This window comes from Streptomyces sp. LS1784, from assembly GCF_020103755.1.
Classification (GTDB): domain Bacteria; phylum Actinomycetota; class Actinomycetes; order Streptomycetales; family Streptomycetaceae; genus Kitasatospora.
The window spans coordinates 1-19,630 of record NZ_JAHSQD010000030.1; the positions used below are offsets into that span (position 1 = coordinate 1).

The 19,630-nt window shown below is 72.2% G+C and carries 19 protein-coding genes and 1 pseudogene; 7 read left to right on the forward strand and 13 right to left on the reverse strand.

What is annotated here, in order from left to right; all coding sequences use genetic code 11:
- Window positions 1-231 (forward strand): response regulator transcription factor (locus tag KS423_RS06475; RefSeq protein ID WP_224275959.1); only part of this gene is annotated, 231 nt, incomplete at its 5' end.
- A gap of 51 nt (window positions 232-282) precedes the next feature.
- On the opposite strand, the gene KS423_RS06480 is transcribed toward KS423_RS06475, so the two are convergent.
- The 5 genes from KS423_RS06480 to KS423_RS06500 all read right to left on the reverse strand — a co-directional run bounded on the left by KS423_RS06480 (window position 283) and on the right by KS423_RS06500 (window position 5,548).
- Window positions 283-1,122 carry an SAM-dependent methyltransferase gene (locus KS423_RS06480; RefSeq protein ID WP_224275961.1) on the reverse strand — a complete coding sequence of 280 codons (840 nt, stop codon included), beginning with the start codon at window positions 1,120-1,122 and terminating at the stop codon, window positions 283-285.
- A gap of 99 nt (window positions 1,123-1,221) precedes the next feature.
- Entirely contained in the window at window positions 1,222-1,971 is a 750-nt protein-coding gene (locus KS423_RS06485; protein ID WP_224275963.1) for a hypothetical protein, read from the reverse strand.
- A 271-nt stretch (window positions 1,972-2,242) separates the two neighbouring features.
- Window positions 2,243-3,256 carry a DUF1648 domain-containing protein gene (locus KS423_RS06490; protein ID WP_224275965.1) on the reverse strand — a complete coding sequence of 338 codons (1,014 nt, stop codon included), beginning with the start codon at window positions 3,254-3,256 and terminating at the stop codon, window positions 2,243-2,245.
- Window positions 3,253-3,600: a GntR family transcriptional regulator gene (locus KS423_RS06495; RefSeq protein ID WP_224275975.1), complete on the reverse strand. Its 348-nt coding sequence runs from the start codon at window positions 3,598-3,600 to the stop codon at window positions 3,253-3,255. The genes KS423_RS06490 and KS423_RS06495 overlap by 4 nt, the downstream gene beginning before the upstream one ends.
- 157 nt (window positions 3,601-3,757) lie before the next feature.
- Window positions 3,758-5,548 carry an oleate hydratase gene (locus tag KS423_RS06500; RefSeq protein ID WP_224275977.1) on the reverse strand — a complete coding sequence of 597 codons (1,791 nt, stop codon included), beginning with the start codon at window positions 5,546-5,548 and terminating at the stop codon, window positions 3,758-3,760.
- Window positions 5,549-5,847: 299 nt separating this feature from the next.
- Here KS423_RS06500 and KS423_RS06505 point away from each other — a divergent pair, with 299 nt between their 5' ends.
- Window positions 5,848-6,411, forward strand: a complete 564-nt coding sequence (locus KS423_RS06505; RefSeq protein ID WP_224275979.1) for a universal stress protein — start codon at window positions 5,848-5,850, stop codon at window positions 6,409-6,411.
- A 138-nt stretch (window positions 6,412-6,549) separates the two neighbouring features.
- Entirely contained in the window at window positions 6,550-7,146 is a 597-nt protein-coding gene (locus KS423_RS06510; RefSeq protein WP_224275981.1) for an N-acetyltransferase, read from the forward strand.
- Between the two features lie 16 nt (window positions 7,147-7,162).
- Here the strand turns inward: KS423_RS06510 and KS423_RS06515 are convergent, their stop codons facing one another.
- Window positions 7,163-8,146, reverse strand: a complete 984-nt coding sequence (locus KS423_RS06515; RefSeq protein ID WP_224275983.1) for a S1C family serine protease — start codon at window positions 8,144-8,146, stop codon at window positions 7,163-7,165.
- A gap of 182 nt (window positions 8,147-8,328) precedes the next feature.
- On the opposite strand from KS423_RS06515, the gene KS423_RS06520 reads away from it, so the two are divergent.
- Complete coding sequence (locus KS423_RS06520) at window positions 8,329-8,862, forward strand: Clp protease N-terminal domain-containing protein (protein WP_224275985.1); 534 nt, start codon at window positions 8,329-8,331, stop codon at window positions 8,860-8,862.
- Between the two features lie 267 nt (window positions 8,863-9,129).
- Here the strand turns inward: KS423_RS06520 and KS423_RS06525 are convergent.
- A pseudogene (locus KS423_RS06525) lies at window positions 9,130-9,396 on the reverse strand (oxidoreductase C-terminal domain-containing protein); the annotation flags it as partial.
- A gap of 774 nt (window positions 9,397-10,170) precedes the next feature.
- Here KS423_RS06525 and KS423_RS06530 point away from each other — a divergent pair.
- Window positions 10,171-10,749: a GIY-YIG nuclease family protein gene (locus KS423_RS06530; RefSeq protein ID WP_224275987.1), complete on the forward strand. Its 579-nt coding sequence runs from the start codon at window positions 10,171-10,173 to the stop codon at window positions 10,747-10,749.
- 312 nt (window positions 10,750-11,061) lie between these two features.
- Here the strand turns inward: KS423_RS06530 and KS423_RS06535 are convergent, their stop codons facing one another.
- The 3 genes from KS423_RS06535 to KS423_RS06545 form a co-directional block, all read right to left on the reverse strand.
- Window positions 11,062-11,277 carry a hypothetical protein gene (locus tag KS423_RS06535; protein WP_224275989.1) on the reverse strand — a complete coding sequence of 72 codons (216 nt, stop codon included), beginning with the start codon at window positions 11,275-11,277 and terminating at the stop codon, window positions 11,062-11,064.
- Window positions 11,278-11,534: 257 nt separating this feature from the next.
- Entirely contained in the window at window positions 11,535-12,899 is a 1,365-nt protein-coding gene (locus KS423_RS06540) for a hypothetical protein (RefSeq protein ID WP_224275991.1), read from the reverse strand.
- On the reverse strand, window positions 12,889-13,659 hold the full coding sequence (locus KS423_RS06545) for a hypothetical protein (RefSeq protein WP_224275993.1): 771 nt from the start codon (window positions 13,657-13,659) through the stop codon (window positions 12,889-12,891). Before KS423_RS06545 ends, KS423_RS06540 begins: the two co-directional genes overlap by 11 nt.
- 29 nt (window positions 13,660-13,688) lie before the next feature.
- Here KS423_RS06545 and KS423_RS06550 point away from each other — a divergent pair, with 29 nt between their 5' ends.
- Entirely contained in the window at window positions 13,689-14,567 is an 879-nt protein-coding gene (locus KS423_RS06550; RefSeq protein ID WP_224275995.1) for a glycosyltransferase family 2 protein, read from the forward strand.
- Window positions 14,568-14,617: 50 nt separating this feature from the next.
- Here the strand turns inward: KS423_RS06550 and KS423_RS06555 are convergent, their stop codons facing one another.
- From KS423_RS06555 to KS423_RS06565, 3 genes are read right to left on the reverse strand one after another with little or no spacing between them, the layout of a single operon-like run.
- Window positions 14,618-15,781: a DegT/DnrJ/EryC1/StrS aminotransferase family protein gene (locus KS423_RS06555; RefSeq protein ID WP_224275997.1), complete on the reverse strand. Its 1,164-nt coding sequence runs from the start codon at window positions 15,779-15,781 to the stop codon at window positions 14,618-14,620.
- Window positions 15,778-16,833, reverse strand: coding sequence for an NAD(P)-dependent oxidoreductase (locus KS423_RS06560; RefSeq protein ID WP_224275999.1), 1,056 nt, complete (start codon window positions 16,831-16,833; stop codon window positions 15,778-15,780). Before KS423_RS06560 ends, KS423_RS06555 begins: the two co-directional genes overlap by 4 nt.
- Before the next feature lie 18 nt (window positions 16,834-16,851).
- Complete coding sequence (locus tag KS423_RS06565) at window positions 16,852-17,925, reverse strand: NAD(P)-dependent oxidoreductase (RefSeq protein WP_224276001.1); 1,074 nt, start codon at window positions 17,923-17,925, stop codon at window positions 16,852-16,854.
- Window positions 17,926-18,052: 127 nt separating this feature from the next.
- On the opposite strand from KS423_RS06565, the gene KS423_RS06570 reads away from it, so the two are divergent.
- Entirely contained in the window at window positions 18,053-19,414 is a 1,362-nt protein-coding gene (locus tag KS423_RS06570) for a tetratricopeptide repeat protein (RefSeq protein ID WP_224276004.1), read from the forward strand.
- The last annotated feature ends 216 nt before the right edge of the window (window positions 19,415-19,630 follow it).

A 19,630-nucleotide genomic window follows, 5' to 3' on the forward strand; every position in this document is an offset into this window, starting at 1 on the left:
GGGCCGGCCGCCGCCGAGCGGCGGCCGACGGGGATCACCGAGCGCGAACGGGAGATCCTCACCCTGGTCGGCCGGGGCCTGTCCAACACCGAGATCGCCGCCGAACTGGTGCTCAGCATCGCGACCGTCAAGACCTACATGACCCGGCTGCTGGCCAAGCTCGACGCCCGGGACCGGGTGCAGCTGGTCATCCTGGCGTACGAGGCGGGCCTGGTCTCCGTGTCCGGTTGACCGGGCCCGCCGGGAGGGACGGGTCGGCGCTCGACCGCGAAGCGCCCGTGTTCAGCGCTTGACCGCCACGCCCGCGTACATCGCGATGTCCTGGTCGCGGACGGGCGCGGCACCGGCGTCCGTCCGCCAGTGGTGCACCAGCGTGACACCCGGGTCGAGCAGCTCGTAGCCGTCGAAGAAGGCCTCCGCCTCGGCCTTGTCGCGGATCTGGAGCGGGATGCCGCGCGCGTTGTACTCGCGGCCGACGCCACCGACGCCCACCGGGTCGGTGTCACCGGTGAAGACCGTCAGGGCGAGGAAGCTGCCGGGCGCCAGGGCGTCCATGAAGCGGCGCACGATGCCCTGCGGGTCGTCCTCGTCCAGCACGAAGTGGACGATCGCGATCAGCGACAGCGCCACCGGCTGCGAGAGGTCGAGCACCTCGCGCAGCCGGGGGTTGCCGATGATCGACTCCGGGTCGCGGAAGTCGGCGTCCACGTAACAGGTACGGCCCTCGGGCGTGCTGTCCATCAGGGCCCGGGCGTGGGTCAGCACGATCGGGTCGTTGTCCACGTACGCGACCCGGGCCTCGGGGTCGATCGCCTGGACGATCTCGTGCACGTTCGGCGAGGTCGGGATGCCGGTGCCGATGTCGAGGAACTGCCGCACGCCGTACTGCTCCGCGAGGTGGCGAACCGAGCGCTGCATGAAGTCGCGGGTGGTGCGCATCGAGATCGGCAGCGACGGCCAGGCCTGCACCGAGGCGTGCGCCGCGACCCGGTCCGCCTCGAAGTTGGTCTTGCCGCCGATGAGGTAGTCGTAGACCCGGGCGGAGTGCGGAACGTCCATCCGCAGGTCCACCGATGGGAAATCCTCGCGCGGACCGTGCTCCGCCCGGATCTCGTTCGCCATGCTCGTTCTCCCGTTGCTGGGCATCCGTCACAGGCCGCCGGCGTGGCGGTCCATGGTGCGCATGGTAACGGTCGCCCGGTACGACGGGATGACAGGCCCTCAGGCCTGCGCCTCCGGGTGCCTCGGTTCGAGCGCGGCGGCACCCGACTGACGGGGAATCGCGGTGGTGTCGGACTCCGCCCGGCCGTGCGCGGCGAGTTCGAGCGCGGCGCCGATCCAGGCCGTGCCGAAGGCCCACGTCGCCAACCACTCGCACAGGTACAGCGGCCGCACCGACCAGCCGGAGCCGACGCCCGTCACCCCGGCCAGGACGGAGAGCGCCAGGGCGACCAGGATCAGCACCCCGGCGACCAGGTAGGCCTTGCCCACCCGGGCCGGCTGGGTGGAGCGGGAGTTGCGGAAGGAGTAGAGGCAGAACAGCGCCAGCATGACGAACAGCAGGCCCGCGAAGGCCAGGTGGAACGCCCCGACGGTGCGCTGGACGCCGGACCCGCCCACCGGGGACGTCGGGCAGAGCGCGACCCCGAGCGCGAAGAACCCGGCCGCCGTGCTCCAGCGGTCGTCCCGGCGGTCGAAGCGGTAGCAGATCAGGAACACCCCGAGGGCGCACAGCCCGCCGACGAAGAGGTTCCGGCTGCCGGTGTAGTACGAGGCGCTCATCGAGCCCGGCCAGAAGCCGTCGGTGCTGCGCCCCATCACCTCGGCGGACAGCCAGTTGCCGAACGGCAGGGCCGGCGGCAGCAGGATGCCGATCAGGCCGACGCCGAGGCGCAGGATCGCGATGGTCCGAACGTCCTGGATGCTCCGCCGGATGCCGGGGGAGTTCTGCGTGCGCGAGTCGTGAGTCACGGACGCCTCCTTGCCTTTCGCACGGGCCCGTCGGCCCGCTGGTCCTCCGGCCGCGGGGGGGGGGGAAGGGGTGGGGCGGTGTCGGACGGGCGCCGCCGCACGCCTGAACGGCCGTCAACTTGTGTACCCGCATTGGCGTTCGAAGCACCACCGATGTGCGCGGTTTACGCCCCCGGTTGCCGCTTGGCGCCCACCGGGCGCCCCCTGACAGTGGTGGAGGCGGCCCGGTCGTGGTGACCGGACCGCCTCGTCCCCCTTCCGCGGAAAAGGTTCAGTCGGTGGGCTGCCGGGTGCGCGCGATCAGCGCGTTGAGCAGGGCCGCCCCGCGCTCGGCATCGTCGACGCTCACCGCGAAGTCCGCGCCCCGGCGGGTGCGGACCACCAGGCAGACACCCCGGCGCAGCATCACGGTGGTGCCGAGCCCGTTGATCCGGTAGCCCCAGCCGCCCGCCTGCGCGGCGGTGCGCTGCTCGGCGCGCGCGGAGTCGAGCTCGGCGGGGGACCAGTGGCGGGCGGGCCGGCCGAACGGGCCGAAGCCGACGGTCAGGCCGCGGGCGGTCACCCGCGCCCGCACCGAGGAGGAGGCGAGGGACGCGAGGGAGGCGACGGCGAACGGCAGCACCAGCGCCCAGTCCAGCTCGCCGACTCCGCTCGCGACGACCAGCACCCCCGTCACCGCGACCAGTCCGAGTACTGCCGCGGCCACTTGCAGCCACGGGTTGGCGGCCTGGGACAGCCAGACGACCTGCTCGCCCGGCGGTACCTCCAGCGCGGGCGCCCCGGCCGCCGGGCGCGGCTCGGGCCGGCCGCCGTAGCGGCGGCTCGCCAGCCAGGCCAGCAGTCCGGCCAGGCCGGTGGCCAGCAGGATCAGGACCACCTCGATGCCCATCGGCGCGGCGTCCTGCCAGCGGGCGCGGTCCAGGTTGGCGTGCACGATGGAGGTCTGCGCGCCCGTCAGCAGCACGCCGCCGGCCGCCAGCGTGGCCGCCGCGGCCCCGGGCGCCCGGCCTGCCCAGTACCGCCGCAGCGCCACCGCGGTGAGCACCAGGACCGCCCAGAACGCGGCCGGGACCAGCGCGGCCGCCGTCAGCGACATCGAGCCGTTCGGCTCCCGTCCGCCCCAGTGGGTGGCCAGCGGGTCCGGCAGCCGGTGGCGCGCCGTCAGCGGCAGGGCGACCAGCAGTGCCAGCACGCCGACCGACCAGGCCGCCGCGGCCCAGACGGCACCGCGAGGTGCCGGGTGCTCCGCCGTGGTCCGCTCCGTCGGTGTCTCCTCGTCCGTCACGACATCCCCCTGATCATGTCCACGAGATCGTTCCTGCTGTAGCCGGCCCGGGCCGCGTCCTCGACCAGCTTCCGTACCCGGTCGACCAGTTCGGAGCGGGTGTCGGCGCCGGTCGCGATCGTGATGCCGCGGCCCCGGCGGAACTCCAGCACCCCTTCGTCCCGCAGCGTGCGCAGCCCGCGCAGGACGGTGTTGGTGTTCACGCCCAGTGCCCGGGAGAGCTCCCGGGCCGGAGGCAGCTTGTCCCCGGGGGCGCACTCGCCCTCGGCGACGGCCCGTCTGATCGCGCCGGCGACCTGTTCGTGCAGCGGTCGGGTGTCCCCGATGTCCAGCTTCAGCAACATGGTGCTAATGACGATAGCACCATTAATGCTTTGTGCCACTGTCCTCGGGCGACGGGCGTGCGCGGGAACGGGCGGGCCCCGGGTGGCGGGACGGTCGATCCGCTCGACCTCCCGCGCGCCCCGGGGCCCGCCCGCCGCCCGACTCCGTGCCCGGCGGCTACTTCCGCTCGTCCTCGATCAGGCCGAACTCCTGCATCAGCTCGCCGACCTCGGTGGCCTCCAGCCGGCGAAGCAGCCGCTTGCGCAGGAACTCCGGCCCGGGCAGGTCGAGTTCGGCGCCGTCACGGAGCCGGGTGGTGGCGGCGAGCAGCTTGCGCACGTCGTAGGTGGAGTTGAACACCTCGGGCACGCCACGCTCGACGCCGAGCAGCCGGTAGACAGCCTCCATGCCGGTGCGCACCGAGTACTCGGTGGTGAAGATGCAGTCCCGGCTGGTCTCCGCGAACTGGCCGATGAAGGCGAAGTTGACGGCGCCCTCGGGCACCACGTCCGGCCGGTCGCCCGCATGCCGGGGCAGGAAGAAGGACGTCACGTACGGCATCATCACCGGCACGCAGCGGGCGGCCCGCGCGGCCAGCTCGGGGATCTCCTCGACCGGCACGCCCAGGTGGTACAGCCACTCCTGGGTGATCTCCTCGCCGGTGCACTCCTGCATCGGCTTGTTCACGTAGTTGCCGGGGCGGTCGACGAACAGCGAGTAGACCCAGACCACGATCTGGTCGGCGGGCTGGTGCTTGAAGTGCGGCTGGCGGTTGACCGTCCAGCTCAGCAGCCACGAGGAGTCCCGGGCGGTGACGATGCCGCCGGTGACCACGCCGCCGCTGAACGGGTCACGCTTGGCGACCTTCCGGATGTGGCGCGGGATGCGCGCGTCCAGGGTGGTGACGGTCGCCGACTCCCACTTGCTCTCGGCGATGTTGCCGCAGAACACCTCGGGGCGGCCGAACGCCGGGTCCTTGGCGGCGATCCGGCGCCACAGGTCCCAGGCCGGGGCCGGCCCCTCGTCCAGCCGGGCCGGGGTGTGCTGGTCGCCGTTGTCGGAGTTCTCGGTGAGCGAGCCGATGGTGGTGAACACCAGGTCGTCCGGGCCCAGGTCCACCCCGCCCTCCCGGCCGGCCTCCCGCCAGTGGATCCGGGTGGCCTGCTTGCGGCCGGGGGCGTTCCGGGTGGCGGGGGAGATGTCGAAGTCGATGTCGGTGACCTCGACCTCGTAGCGGAACCGCACGCCCTGGTCCATCAGCCAGTGGGTCAGCGGCAGGACCATGGACTCGTACTGGTTGTACTTGGTGAACTTCAGCGCGGACAGGTCCGGCAGGCCGCCGATGTGGTGGATGAAGCGGTGCAGGTAGAGCTTCATCTCCAGCGCGCCGTGCCACTCCTCGAAGGCGAACATGGTGCGCCAGTACAGCCAGAAGTTGCTGTCCAGGAAGTTCCGCGAGAAGACCTCGTCGATCCGCTTGCCCTCCAGCTCCTCGCGGGTGGCGAGGAAGACGCGGACCAGGTCCTTCTGCGCCTTGTCGTCGAGCGCGAACAGGCCGTCGGTGCGGGCGTCCTGGCCGCGGCGCTCGGTGACCCGCTGGAGCGAGAAGTTCGGGTCGTCCTTGTTGAGCCAGTAGAACTCGTCCAGCACGGACGCGCCCTCGACCTCCAGCGACGGCACCGAACGGAAGAGGTCCCACAGGCACTCCATGTGGTCCTCCAGCTCGCGCCCGCCGCGGACCACGAAGCCCTTCTCGGGCGCCTTGATCCCGTCCAGCGCGCCGCCGGCCAGCGTCAGCCGTTCCAGGATCGTGATCCGCTCGCCGGGCACCTGCCCGTCCCGGACCAGGAACGCCGCCCCGGCCAGCGCGGCGAGTCCCGACCCCACGAACCACGCCCGCTTGCGTTCGGCTCCCCCGGGCTTCCTCGGCCGGGCGAACGCCTCGTAGTTGCCGCTGCTGTAGTACAAGCCCGCGCTCCCTGGAAAGTTCGATGTCGAACCACCCGTCGGGCGTGTCGATTCCCGGCGGGCCGTCTCCGTTCACCCATTCTGTGGTGATCTTCGCTCTTTTGATTGGGTCGAACGGGTGCCTGTCGATGGGGTCGAACGGGTTGATTCCGGGTGGTTCGGAGAGCCGGAGGTCCGCATATGGAGGGCGTTGGGAACACCGCCCGGAACGTCAGGAAGCCGTCAAGGACAACAGGTCAGCCCCCGTGGAGGCGGTTGGGTGGAGGACGACGGCGAACGCGACCACACGAGGACGGATCATGCACGGCAACGGGCGGCACGGAGACGGCACGGAACCCAGGATCGTGGTCGGGGTCAGCGGGTCGCTGGAGAGCCTGGCGGCACTGCACCGCGGCCTCGCCGAGGCCCGCGACCGCGGCGCCGTCCTGGTGCCGGTGCTCGCCTGGGAGCCGCCCGGCGGCGAACACGGCTACCGGCGCTCGCCCTGCCCGCCGCTGCTCGCCGCCGTCCGGGAATCCGCCGAACAGCGCCTGCGGGACGCCCTCGACGCGGCCTTCGGCGGCGCCGACCCCGGCGTGCCGCTGTGCCCGGTGGTCATCCGCGGCGAGACCGGACCGGCCCTGGTGCACATCGCCGACCGGCCGGACGACCTGCTGGTCCTCGGGCGCAGCGGAGGCCCGCTGCGCCGCCGGCTGCGGCGCTCGGTGCCCGGCTACTGTGCCCGGAGGGCGGGCTGCCCGGTGCTGACCGTCCCGGTGCCCGAACTGCTCCACGACCTGCATCGGCTGGAGTCGGCGCACCGCCGTGCCCGCCGGCACCTCTCGTTCGGACCGGCGCCCGAAATTCTTGCGGCGAAGCGGTAGTCCGCGGCGCGGATGCACCCGGCCCGGCTGCGCGCGCGCTGCGCTCCCGGCCGATGGAACCGACGTCGCCATGACGGGGCGTCAGGCCATGGCGCCCCTGCCCGAGGCGCCGGAGATAAGGGCGCGCAGGATGTCCGTATGCAGATGACCAACGTGCCGCAGGCGGCGACCCTCTTTGACGCGTCGTCCATCAGCCGAACGCTGGCCCTGGCCTTCGCCGACGACCCGATGATGTGCTGGTTCCTCCCCGACCCGGCCACCCGGCAGGCGGGGCTGGACGGTTACTTCACCACGCTGTTCACCCGGCAGTACGGCCGCCACGGGGTGTGCGAGCGGACCGCGAACGCGGCCGCCTTCTGGGTCCCGCCGCGGGCGCAGGACAAGGCCGTCCCGGACGAGGAGACGCTCGCCGAACTGGCGGAGATCCTCGGCGACCGGGCCGAGCCGTTCCGGCGCTCCGTCGAGGCGGCCGCCGCCAACGCGCCGCAGGAGCCGCACTGGTACCTGGCGGTCATCGGCGCCGACCCGGTCGCCCAAGGGCAGGGGCAGGGCGCCGCGTTGCTGCGCTCGGGGCTGGCCAAGGCCGACGCGGCCGGGCTGCCGGTCTACCTGGAGTCCTCCAAGGAGGCGAACCTGGCGGTCTACCGGCACTTCGGCTTCGAGGTGCTGGAGGAGGTCCGGCTGCCGGAGGGCGGGCCGGCGCTCTGGGTGATGCGGCGTGGGGCCGGGGCGTAGCAGCGAAAGCCCCGGGTCAGTCGTCGGAGGGCAGCTCCGCCGGGACGGCGAGCACGTCGACCAGGGCCTCGCCGCGCAGGACGGTGAGGGGGAGCGGGCGGCCGATCGCGTCGGCCAGCATCAGGCGCTGGAGAGCCTGGGCGCTGTCCATCGGCTCGCCGGCGGCGGTGAGCAGCAGGTCGCCCTCGTGCAGCCCGGCGCGGTCGGCAGGGGCACCGGGCACCACTTCGACGATGCGCAGGCCGGTGGGCTGCCCGCTGCGGTGGCGCAGGGCGGGCGGCAGGGGCGCGGGCACCCCGGCGAGGCCGAGGTAGGCGCGTCGGATCCGGCCGTCGGTGAGCAGGGCGGCGACGATCCGGCGGCTGGTGGCGTCGATCGGGACGGTCAGGCCGAGCCCGTTCCCGGCCACCGCCGTGGTGATGCCGACCACTTCGCCGTTCGCGGTGGCGAGCGCGCCGCCGGAGTTGCCGGGATTGAGGGCGGCGTCGGTCTGGATCACGTTGTCGATGATCCGCACCGCGCGGCCGGAGCGGGCCGGGATCGAGCGGCCGAGCGCGCTGACCACGCCCGCCGTGACCGTCCCGGCCAGCCCCAGCGGGTTGCCGACGGCGACGACCAGCTGCCCGACCCGCAGGCCGGTCGCCTCGCCGAGCGTCACCGGCGTCGGGGTCGGCCCGTCGGCGCGCAGCACGGCGAGGTCGGAGAGCGGATCGGCGCCGATGGTGTGGAACGGGGAGGTGGTGCCGTCGGCGAAGGCCAGCGCCCCGGCGTCGGCGTGGCCGACGACGTGGGCGTTGGTGAGCAGGAACCCGTCCTCGGTGAAGACCACCGCCGAGCCGAGTGCGGTGCTGAACCAGCCGCCCCGGCCGCGCCGGGGCACCTGGAGCGCGGCGACCCGCGGGGTCAGCGCGGCGGCGACGGAGGTGACGATCCGGGAGTAGGCGTCCAGCGGCGCCTCCGTCTCGGGGCCCCGGCCCGGTCCGGGGAGCGTGTCGGCCATGGTGCTCACCCCTCTCGCGGGCGCGGCTCTCACGATGGCACCAGATGGCAACAACGGTGGGGTGCCCGGTCTTCCGCGCCTCGGAGGCGCCGTCCTGACGCGTTCTTGACGTGCGGCCGACTCTCAAGAAAAGGAAAAGCAGTCCTATAGTTCGAGTAAAGCCGCAGTCGTGGGAGGGGCCGATGGAAACGACCATGCCGGAGCCGGACTGGCACGTGCTCGGTGAGCCGGGTGACGGGCAGCTGGGGACGGAACACCAGGGCGCCCTCGACCCGCTGCTGCTCCCCACCCGGGAGGCGCTGCTGGCCCGTCGCACCCACCGGATCCCGCGCTGGAAGCGCCTGCTGCAGCCTGGCTCGTCCGGTCCGGCGGCCTGGATCCGGATGGAGGCCGACGCGCAGGCCGAGCGCCTCGGCCGCCGTACGCCCGGCACCGAACACGTCCTGCTCGCCCTGCTGGCCGTGCACGAAGTGGCCCGCCACGAGCCGCAGTCGGTGGAGGAGGGCGGCGCCGGCGAACTGCTCGCCGGGCTCGGCCTCGACTACGCCAGGGCGCACGCCGCGCTGGAATCCGGCGAGGTGACGCTGCCCGCCGACCCGCGCGCGGTCGAGGCCTACCTGGTTGACGCCGCAGGTCAGGGTTCTGATCAACTGGTCCGGGCGTTGCTGGAGGAGGACACCCGGGCTCGACGCCTGGTCGAAGCCCTGCGCGGCTGAGGCGCCGTCGGCGCAGCGAGTCACGACACGGAGAAGAGAAGAAAGGGACACCCTGATGCACGTCACCCTCGCCGAGGAGCTGATGCTGCTCTCGCTGGACGACGAGTCCGGCGTGGCGAAGGACGCCTCCACCGCCGCCTGAGCGCGCCGGGCGGGCTGCGCAGCGAGCCGCGCGCAGCCCGCCCGGCCCCGTTCGCGGCACTGCTCGGAGCGTGGGGGCCTGGTGAACCCCGGCATCCGCGCCGGCCGACCGCTACGGGTCTCCGACTACAGCGCGTCGAGCGGTACGTCCGGGTCGGCCAGCTCCTTGACGTCCACCACCCGCTTCGAGCGCACCAGTTCGCGGATCGGGTCGGTGACGTCCCAGACGTTGACGTTCATCCCCGCGAGCACCCGCCCGCCGGAGAGCCAGAACGCGATGAACTCGCGGGTGGCCGGGTCGCCGCGGAACACCACCTGGTCGTAGCCGCCCGGCTCGACGTAGCCGACGTACTCCATCCCGAGGTCGTACTGGTCGGTCCAGGACTCGGGAACACCCTTGCGAGGGGAGGACGGACTTGTCGCTGGTCAGTGTCGACTCCACGACCGTGCGCGCCCACCCACGCCGCCGCTGGGATGCTCGTAGGCGAGGACGCCATGACGGCCCCGGAGGAGGCCGCGCGCGAGCAGGAGACGGCCCGGCAAAAGGGGGCCAGTCGTGGGAACAGAACTGACAGGACGAGCGCGGACGCATCGGACGGCTGCGCAGGATCCGCCTGAAAGAGCCCCGTTCAGCCGGCTGACTGACCAGCAAAGGTCTATCTCGGGGCCGACCGCCGGTGCGGTCGTCTCGGGGCCGCGCTGAAGGCGGCGGCGGGGCGTAGTCGGTGCTCGGGGCGCCGGCCGCAGCGCGATCCTGCGCTCCGAGGTCCAGATCAAGGGTCGTGCCGCGCGGCGCAGCGCCGCCCATGGGCGGAAGCGCTCAGCGTGCGTTCTCCGGGGAGCGCCGGGTTCTCGGGGGTGACCGGTGCGCCGTCCCGGTGCACGGGGTGATTGCCGTGGAGGGACTTGCCGTAGGCATCTCGACCGGCCTGCGCTCACTGGCTGGCGAGGGGTCTCCGTAGACGGCGAGGAGCGCGTCGAAGAGGGCGAGGTGTCGAGTGGTGGTGTCGCTGTTCATGGTGTCCTTTGGGGTCGGTCCTGACGGCCGGTCGGGGCCGGCGGCCGCGTCGCGTGGAAATGGCTCGGGCTGCTCGCCGTCGGCGAGCAGCCCGAGTTGAATGTGGGGAACGGTCCTACCAGGGTGGCTAGTTGTGCAATGCTTCCGAAATGGCGCCCTTATCCGAGTCCCAGTACGCCGCCCGGCTCGCGCAGTGCGAAATCGATCCCGAGGAGTTGTTGGGCCTCCTTGAGGAGGACCAGGTCCGCACGGTACTGCTGGACAGGCTTCGTACCGAAGGAACGAACCGCGAGTCCGGAGAAGTAGCCAATCTGGTGCACTTCGTGGAGTGGCTGGCGTTGCGGCGACTCGGGCCGGCTGCCGAACGGCCCCAGATTCCGGGAACGGACCAGCTCTACGTTCTGTCGTTCGCCAGGGCGACCAGTTCGTACGTGAAGGTCGGACGTACCACCCGCTTCGGTGCGGGTCGGCTACGTGAGCTTCGGGCCGAAGCGGAGCGCGGCGGGTACGTGCTGCTCGAGGCCTGGGCCTCCGAGCTGGTCGCCGACGCACACCCCTGGGAGCACGTGGTGCTCGGAGAGCTTCGGCGCCGACATCCGGGTGAGAGCAGAGGCGAGTACTTCTATGGCCTCGACTTCGACGATGCACGCAGCGTCGTGGATCAGCAGCGGTGCTTGGTCGCGCCCCGCTCGGTCGGTCTCACGGACTCTTCACGGCGGCCGGCTTGAGAAGGAAGGGCGGGGCGGCGCATCGTCTCGTGCCTGTCGGGTCCGTCGAGGCGAGGACGCTGTTGATCGCGACGGCGGTGGACACCAGGGTCAGCGCCTGTTGACCAGCCAGCGCTGGGGGATGGCTCGGCCACGTCCTTGATCAGGTACATCCGGCAGACGCAGAAGAGCCCCACCGGGAGCGATCACCCGGTCCTCGCCCGACAACGTCGCCCAGAAGCGGTGTGCCGTGACCCTCAGAGAGGCTTGCCGTTCGGCCTCCGCCAGCTGCTCCTCGTCCAGCCCGCGCAGCGCGGCCCCAAGGTCACCGCCTCACACCGGCAGAGATGAGAGGATTGCCTGCCGCTCGGCCCCCGCAGTCTCCAGTTGCTGCGCCTGACGCAGGTCGGTCAGGTATTCGAAGGCCTTCTGCTTGCCAACGTCGAGAAGCGTACGCGTGAGCGAGTCCTTGCCCATCCGCGCCTCGCCACGATCCCGGTCCGGGAGAATCAAGACCACGGCCCGAAGGGCGCGGGCGATGTCGCGCACAGCGCCACCCGAAGTCAGCACCCCGGCGGGCGCGAGGCCGGCAGCGAGGCCAGGTGAGCGGGCGGTAGCGCCGCCGCTTCCAATATCAGCTGCGCGGAGCTGTCCAGGCTATTGCCTGGACCGATGAGAACCTCTCCGACTCCGGGGAGGTGGCGAGATGATCGCCAAGCCTTCACCGACAAGGGACCGCAGGCGCCAGGCTGTACTCGTTTTCCCCGACGCAGAGTTGCCCCGCAGGACGATCAGGGCTGGCCGGCTCACGCTTGAGCTGATGACCGGTTGTTCCACCGCTCCTCCTCCGTCCTGTCCCGCAGGTGCGCGACGAGCCAGGGCACCAACCGCGGGGCCACCACAGCCGCCACCTGTTCGGTCGGGTGAAGGAGGCCGAAGGAGCACTGCTCGGCTGTCCAGACGGTCACCCGGGTCAGCGGAGCGGCCGGGTTCACGCCGAGCTCTCCCTTCGGGCCGCAGGTGCTGTTGAACGGCGCGGTGACGTTCTGGCGGTTCCAGTACGTCCACGCCTCCGCGGCCTTCTCCTGCTCGAAGAGGTGATAGAGCTGCGGGTACCGGTCCAGGAGGCGGACCTCGCGGAACAGGAGCTGGCCGAGCAGCGGGGTGGCCGACGTCCGCAGCTCGTCAGCGGTCGCCGCGGTGAAGGTGAACGTGGAGGCGTCGGCGGCTGGTGTGAGGGCGGTGGCCGTGAAGCGGTGAGAAAGGCGGTCGCGAACGAAGCCGGCGGCCGTCTCGGACAGCCCGGGCTCGATGGTGTCGACGAGCTGGAGCAGTCGACGGTGGCCGGGGTGGAAGCGGCCGAGGTCGAAGAGGGTGCCCATGCCGTCGACGGCGGTGAGGGCGAGCTGCTTGTAGAGGTGGTTGTTCATCTCGCCCAGCTCGGCGTAGAACTTCGTCGCGGTGCTGGTGGAGTGGAGCATCAGGTACTCGGCGACGGTCTCGAAGTAGAGGTAGCCGAGGTAGGGCATCACCGGCACCGCGGCGGCCACCCGGTCGAGGAAGTGCCCGGCTTCCGGGTGCGTGCGGCCGGCGGCGAGGCCGCGCATCAGGTCGAGCAGCGGCGCGGCGGAGCGCACCCGGTCGGCCACCGACCGGGCCACCTTCTCGTCATCGGCGGGCGTCAGGGCCTGGCGGTGGCGGTCGAAGGCGCGCAGGTGCACGGAGCCCAGGCGCAGGTAGTCCAGACCCGCCGCCTCGGCCGGACGGTCGGGGGTGATCTCGATGACCAGGGGGGTGCTGCCGCGCCTGCTGTCCAGCTCGGGGCGGGTGCCGAGGAGGTGGGCGCCGAGGTTGTGCGGTCGCAGCGCGCCGCCGGGCAGCGGGGTGAGGGGGGAGCCGTAGATCGCGCCGACGAGGCAGCCGGTGGAGGCGAGCAGGTGGCCGCTGGTGCGGACGGCGTCCAGGGAACGGGTCAGGTGCAGCAGGTGCAGGGGGCGGCCCGAGGCGAGGGCGGTGAGCATGGCGTTGCTGTCGGGCCGTAGCACGTGCCCGTTGGGGGTGTGCTGGAGGTACTGGCGCCAGTGGTCCGGGGTGGCGGCGAGGCCGGCGGGCAGGTGGGTGCCGGTCGGGGAGTCGAGGTCGGTGTGGGCGAGATCCCAGTCAGATGGCACGGGGCGTCTCCTCTTCGGTCGACAGGGCGCGGAGCGCCAGGTGGACGGCGTGGGTATCGGTGGCACCGTCGAGGCGGGCCTGTTCGGTGAGCACCACCAGCTCGTGGGCGAGGACGGGTGCCCAGGCGGGGACCTGGAGGCGCAACTGGTGGAGGGCGGGCCACCAGCGGGTGGCGGGGAGGCGGTAGCGGTCGAGGGCATCGGCGGCCTTGAGCAGGTCGACGGCCAGCCGGTGGCGTCGGTAGGCGGCCTGCTGCTCGGGGGTGAACGCGTGATGGGGGAGGTCGTGGAGGGCGACGGCGGTGATCGCCTCAGGACTGGCGGTGTGGCCGAACGCGGTGTGGAGGCTGGCGGGGTGCTGGGTGAGCCAGTCGGCGGCGCGCCGGCCGTGGCCGGGGTCGGTGCGGTCGTTGAGGCGGCGGCAGTCGTGGCAGGCTGCCGCCGCGGCGAGCGCGAGCACGCGGCCGGATGCGAGGCGGTGGCCGGCGGCGAGCAGCTGGACAAGGACGGCGACCCGGGCACCGTGCAGGACGCCGTGGATGGAGGTGGCGGTCTCCGTGCGGGCGAACCAGGACTGATCGGGTACCAGGACCGTCGCGGGGTGTGGCAGTCTGGGCCGCACACCCGGACCGCCCGGCCGCTGGCCGGCGATCCACGCCAGCGTCGGCCGGTCCATCACCTGGTGGTCGGGCAAGCGGCCCGCGGCCGCGAGCTCGTGCAGCGACCGGTAGTCGTCGGCGGTGGGTGTCGGAGAGTTCATCGAGTCCTCGAAGGGTCAGGTCGGTTCGCATGGGCGTCACGCTGGGCGTGGTGGTGCTGACGATGGGCAACCGGCCCGCCGAGCTGGCGGCGCTGCTGGAGTCGGTGCAGGCCCAGGACGGCGCCGACACCGGGGTGCGCACGGTGGTCCTTGGGCAGGGCGTCAAGCTGCCCGAGCTGCCCCAGTGGGTGGACGTGGTGGAGCTGCCGGAGAACCTGGGCATCCCTGGGGGCCGCAACGCCGGCGTGGAGCGGCTGCGCGAGCTCGGCGGCACGGACGTGCTGGTGGTGCTGGACGACGACGGACTGCTGCCGCGCACGGACACCTTCCGGATGATCCGGGAGGCCTTCGAGCAGGACCCGAAGCTGGGCATCGTCTCCTTCCGGATCGCGGACGAGACCGGGTTCACCCAGCGCCGCCACGTCCCCCGCCTCGGCGCCTCGGACCCGATGCAGTCCGGCCCGGTCACGACCTTCCTCGGCGGCGGCCACGCCATCCGCATGACCGTGATCGACCAGGTCGGCCTGTTCCCCGCACCGTTCTTCTACGCCCACGAGGAGACCGACTTCGCCTGGCGCGCCCTGGACGCCGGCTGGGGCATCGACTACCGCGCCGACATGGTGCTCCAGCACCCCCGCACCGACCCCGCCCGCCACGCCGCCTACTACCGCATGACCGCCCGCAACCGCGTCTGGCTCGCCAAACGCCACCTCCCCGCCCCACTCGTGCCCATCTACCTCGCCTCCTGGATCGGCTACACCCTGCTGCGCCGCCCGCCGATGGAGGGCTTGAAGGCGTGGTGGGGCGGCTTCTTCGAGGGCGCGCGGGTGGCATGCCCGCCGCGTCGGCCGATGCGGTGGAGCACGGTGCGCCGGATGGCCCAGCTGGGGCGCCCGCCGATCTTCTGATCGCTGGTCCCAGCCGCCGAACGCTCGGTGGCTGGGACCAGCTGTGCTGGTCAGGCCCAGATGGTGTGCATCGCGTCGATGATCCGTTGCACGTCGGCCGCGGTCATGGCTGGGTAGCAGGGCAGGGACAGCTGCCGTGCAGCCACCTCTTCAGTGACCGGCAGGCGGCACTCCAGCTCCCGGTACGCCGCGAGCCGGTGCACCGGCGTGAAGTGCACGCTGGTGCCGATCCCGTGCACATCCCTCAGCGCCTCGGCCACCGTGTCCCGCGACCGGCCGGAGGCCGGTTCGATCAGCACCGGGTACAGGAACCAGCCGTGCCGGACCCGGTTGAGGACGGTCGGCAGGCGCATCCCCGGAAGGCCTGCCAGGGACCGGTCGTAGGCGGCGGCGATCCGGGCCCGGGCGGCGGTGAAGTCCGCCAGCTTCTCCCACTGCCGGATGCCGACCGCCGCCGTGATGTCCGGCATCACGCTCTTGAGGCCGGGGACGGTGACCTCGTAGTCGGCCGTGTGCCGCTCGCCGTGCCGCCGCCAGGCGGAGGAGTCGATGCCGTGCCGGCCCAGCAGCCGCGCCTGCCGGACGAGGTCGCCGCGCCCGGCGAGCATGCCGCCTTCGCCGGTGGTGATGACCTTGTTGGCGTAGAAGGAGAAGACGGCCAGGTCTCCGACGGAGCCGGCCCGCGCGCCGTCGCGCCAGGCGTGCAGCGCGTGGGCGGCGTCCTCGATCAGCAGTAGCCCGTGGTCGTCGGACAGCTTGCGGAACGCGGCCATGTCGCAGGGCTGGCCAGCGTAGTGCATGACGGCGATCGCCTTCGTCCGCGGGGTGATCGCCGCCTCGGCCGCCGCAGGGTCGAGGTTGAAGGTCACCGGGTCGACGTCGGCGAACACCGGGCGCGCGCCGCACTGGACGACGGTGTTCGGCACCGCGCAGAACGTCAGACTGGGCGTGATCACCTCGTCCCCGGGCCCGATCCCGGCCGCGAGCAGCGCCAAGTGCACGGCCGCGGTGCAGGACGAGACCGCGAACGCGTCTTGAACGCCGAGCGCGTCCCGCACGGCCTCCTCGAACCGGGCTGCCTTCGGGCCGTGGGTCAGCCAGCCCGAACGCAGGGTGTCCATGACCTCCGCCTCCTCTTCCGGTCCGATCGAGGGCCGGTTCCACGGCAGAAATGGCGCGGTGGTGGCCGGCTCGGCCGGCACGTCGACGGTCATGAAGCCTCCCACTCGCTGCTGTACTCGGCGCCGTACCGGCGGCAGTCGGCGCTCTCCAAACGGCCGACCTTCCCGGAGGTGACCGCGCCGAGCAGCCCGCGGTGGTTGTCGTACTGCGCCTGCCCGGGGTCGGTGACGGCGCCGGTCAGCACCAGGTCGGCGATCTCCCGCACCCCGTCCTTGAGCGTCGTGGCGCACGCGCCGGGCAGCGCCCGCTCGATCCGGGCGAAGCTCACCCGGTAGTCGCGGGCGTCGGCTTCGTTCCGCTCAGGTCCCCGGTCGATCACCGCGCCGGGCACGACCTCGGCCACCGTGGCGGCGATGTCGCCGATGGTGTGGTTCTCCGGGTCGCTGCCCAGGTTCCAGGCACCGGTCAGCCGCTGCTCCAGTACCCCGGCCAGGACCCGCGCCACGTCGCCGACGTGTACGAGCGGCCGGCGCTGGGAGCCACCGTTGAGGGGGATGCTACCGCTGGAGGCCGCGTGGGACGCCATCTTGTTGACCACCGAGTCCAGGCGCTGGCGGGGCGAGGCGCCGTGCGCCGTGGCCAGGCGAAGGCACGTCAGCGCGCTCTGCGAGCCGAGGACGTCCGGGAGCCGCCGCTCCGCCAGCACCTTGGTGCGGGCGTAGATGCCCAGCGGGTTGGGCTCGGTGTCCTCGTCCACGGTGCCCTCGTGCAGCCCGTAGACGCTGCACGAGGAGAAGAAGACGTAGTGCCCGACCCCGGCCGCGGTGGCGGCCTCGGCGGCGATCATCGGGGAGGCGTAGTTGAGCTCGACCGCCAGCTGCTCGTCCAGCTGGCTGGCCGGCTCGCCGACGATCCCGCCCAGGTGCACCACGGCGTCCGCGTCCGCGCTCACGCGGGCCAGCAGGGCGGCGTCGCGCAGGTCCCCGTGCACGAAGCGGGCGGTACGGGGAAGCAGCGCGGCGGGGTCGTCCTCGCGGTGGTAGATCAGCCCGTCCACCACGGTGACGTCGTGGCCGAGGGCAGCCAGGTGGTGGGAGGCGACGGTGCCCAGGTAGCCGGCTCCGCCGAGCAGTACGACATGCATCAGGGGTGATCCCTTCGTTCAGGCGGCCAGCGCGGCCGAGGTCGTGGCGGGGGTAAGAGCGGGAGGAGTGGTGAACCAGTCCGGGATCGCTCCGGGGGTGACCTTCAGCCAGGCGACGTAGCGGCTGATGCCGTCGGCCAGGGTGATGCCGGGCTGCCAGCCGAGGAGGTCGGTGGCCAGGCGGGTGTCGGCGCAGCCGCCGCGCGGGTCGCCCGCGGGCATGGGCGTCGTGATGAACTCCGCGCCCGAGTAGTGGCCGGCGATCAGCTCGCCGATCTGCCGGACCGTCGTGGCCACGCCGGTGCCCACGTTGACCGTCCGCCCGGTCATCCGGTCGGTGACCAGGGCGAGGACGGTGGCGCGGGCGATGTCCTCGACGTGCACCATGTCCCGCACCTGACGGCCGCCGCCGTTGAGCTGGATCGGCCGCCCGGTGTGGGCGGACATGGCCATCCACGGCACCATCCACGAGTGCGACTCGGGCTTGGGCACCTGCGGCTCGCCGTAGACGGAGAAGTACCGCACGATCGCATGCTCCGTCCCGGTGCCGGAGAGCAGCAGCCGCACCTGGTGCTCCGCCCAGACCTTGGTGTTGGCGTAGACGGAGATCGGGTCGAGCGGCTGGTCCTCGGCGAACCGGGACGGGCCGTCCCCGACCGGGACGCCGTTGCCGTACACGGAGGCGGACGAGACGAAGACCAGACGCTTCACCGCGGCCCCGGCGACGGCGTCCAGCAGGACCTGCGTGCCGTGCACGTTGGAAGCGAACGCGATGTCGGGCCTGCGGGTGCACGCCGCGACGTCCGCGTACGCCGCCGCGTGGACCACGAAGTCCGCCCGCCGGACCATCCAGTTCACGGTGGCCCGCTCCCGCACGTCGCCGAGGACGACCTCGGCCGCATGCCGGTCCACCTCGAACCGGTCCCGCACCGAGTGCGGGTAGGCGTCGAAGCGGTCGAGCACGAGCGGGCTGGCCCCGGCGGCGGCGAGCTGCGCGACGATGCGGCTGCCGACCAGGCCGCCGCCACCGGTGACCAGCACCGTGGCGCCGTCCAGCTGCCGCAACCGCGGATCGGAGGACACGTCAGCCATGAGGAATGAACCTCCTGAGGGGGTGTGGTTGGGTTCCGCCAGTGAAACGCCGGATCACCCGGCAGCGGTACGGTGGCGGCTCACCGACCCCGTTCAATCTGTTCAAGATCGTTCTAGGGAGGTTGAATTGACTGAACGACAGCAACGCAACCAGCAACTTGCCGCAGTCATCCAAGAATCCGGGTGCACGTACGAAGCGCTCGCCAAGGCGATCCGCACGGTCGCGGCCGAAGCGGGAGAGCCGCTGCGCACCTCCCGTTCGGCCGTCCACTACTGGGTGGCCGGCGGCACGCCGACCGGCCGGACGCCGGGCTACCTCGCCGAAGCCCTCAGCCGAAAGCTCCAGCGCAAGGTGACGCCGGCCGAACTCGCCCTAGGCTGCGACCCGGTCGAGGACGCCATGTACCCCGACCCGCTGGCCGCCGCCGCCGATCTCAGGAGGCTCATCGTGCACCGCCGCCGGGACTTCCTCGCGCTCGCTTTCTCCACCGCCGCCGTCGCGCTCCCGCTCACCTACGACCACCAAGCCGCCGCCGCCATGCTCCGCGCCGTCGCCAACGGCCGCCGCATCGGGGCCGGCGAACTGGAGACCGTACGACAGTTCACCGAGATGTTCCGCACCGCCGACGAACGGCACGGCGGCGGCCACGGCCTGGCCGCCATCACCACCTACCTCGACGACGTCGTCACCCCCATGCTCCACGCGGGCGCCTTCCCGAACGATGAGATCCGCTGCGGTGCCTTCGGCGCGGCCGCTGAGCTGGCCACCCTGATCGGCTGGAAATGCCACGATGCCGGCCGGGAAGGCGCCGCGCAGAAGTTCTACCTGCTCGCTCACCAGCTCGCCTGCGAGGGCGACCCTGCCGGACACGCGGCATGGACGATGCGCGCCCTCGTCCACCAGGCCCTCGACCTGAAACAGCCCGCCGGCTGCGTCGACCTTGCCCAGGCGGCGATGGAGCGGGCGCACGGAAAGGTCGACCGGCAAACCGAGGCACTGCTGCTGATCACCGCGGCCCGTGCCCACGGGACGGACGGCGATAGTGCGACCGCCGCCAAGCTCATCCTCGCCGCCGAGGACGCCATGCTCGCAGGTGGCGCCGACACCATCCCCACCTACGCCGCAGCCGCCGGCCCGGCCGCGGCCACCGTGGCCTCCCACACCGGCCGGACCCTGACCGCGATGAAGGACAACAAGGCCGCTGAACGTCACTACCGCACCGCCCTGGACAGCCGACGACCAGAGACCTACCACCGCCTGCGCGGCACCACCTTCGCGAACATCGCCAAGGCCGTCGCAGCCCAAGGGCGCTACGAGGAAGCCGTCGGACTGTGGGGCCAGAGCCTTGACCTGATGGACGGCGTCGCCTCCCGCCGCAACCGCACAGAGCTGGACACCATGCACTCCGCCCTCGGCCTCTACGCCAGGCGAGGAGTCCACGGCGCCGCCGAGCTCGCCCGCCGAGCCCAACTGCTCCGCGCGGACTGACCTATGCATTGGCCTGCGCCTCCACCTGTCAACTGCACTATGTAAAACTTTAGTTGACGTTCCTGGCTTGGCTGGGGTTGGAGAGGCTGGCGTGGCGGGGCAGCCGCACAGCCTCACCACCTCCAGCTGATGCAGGCCCGCGAAGCTGCCCTGTGCAATCCGAAGGCTCTCCATGACCGCGAGATCGCCGCCGCCGCCCCCGATCCCACCACAGCG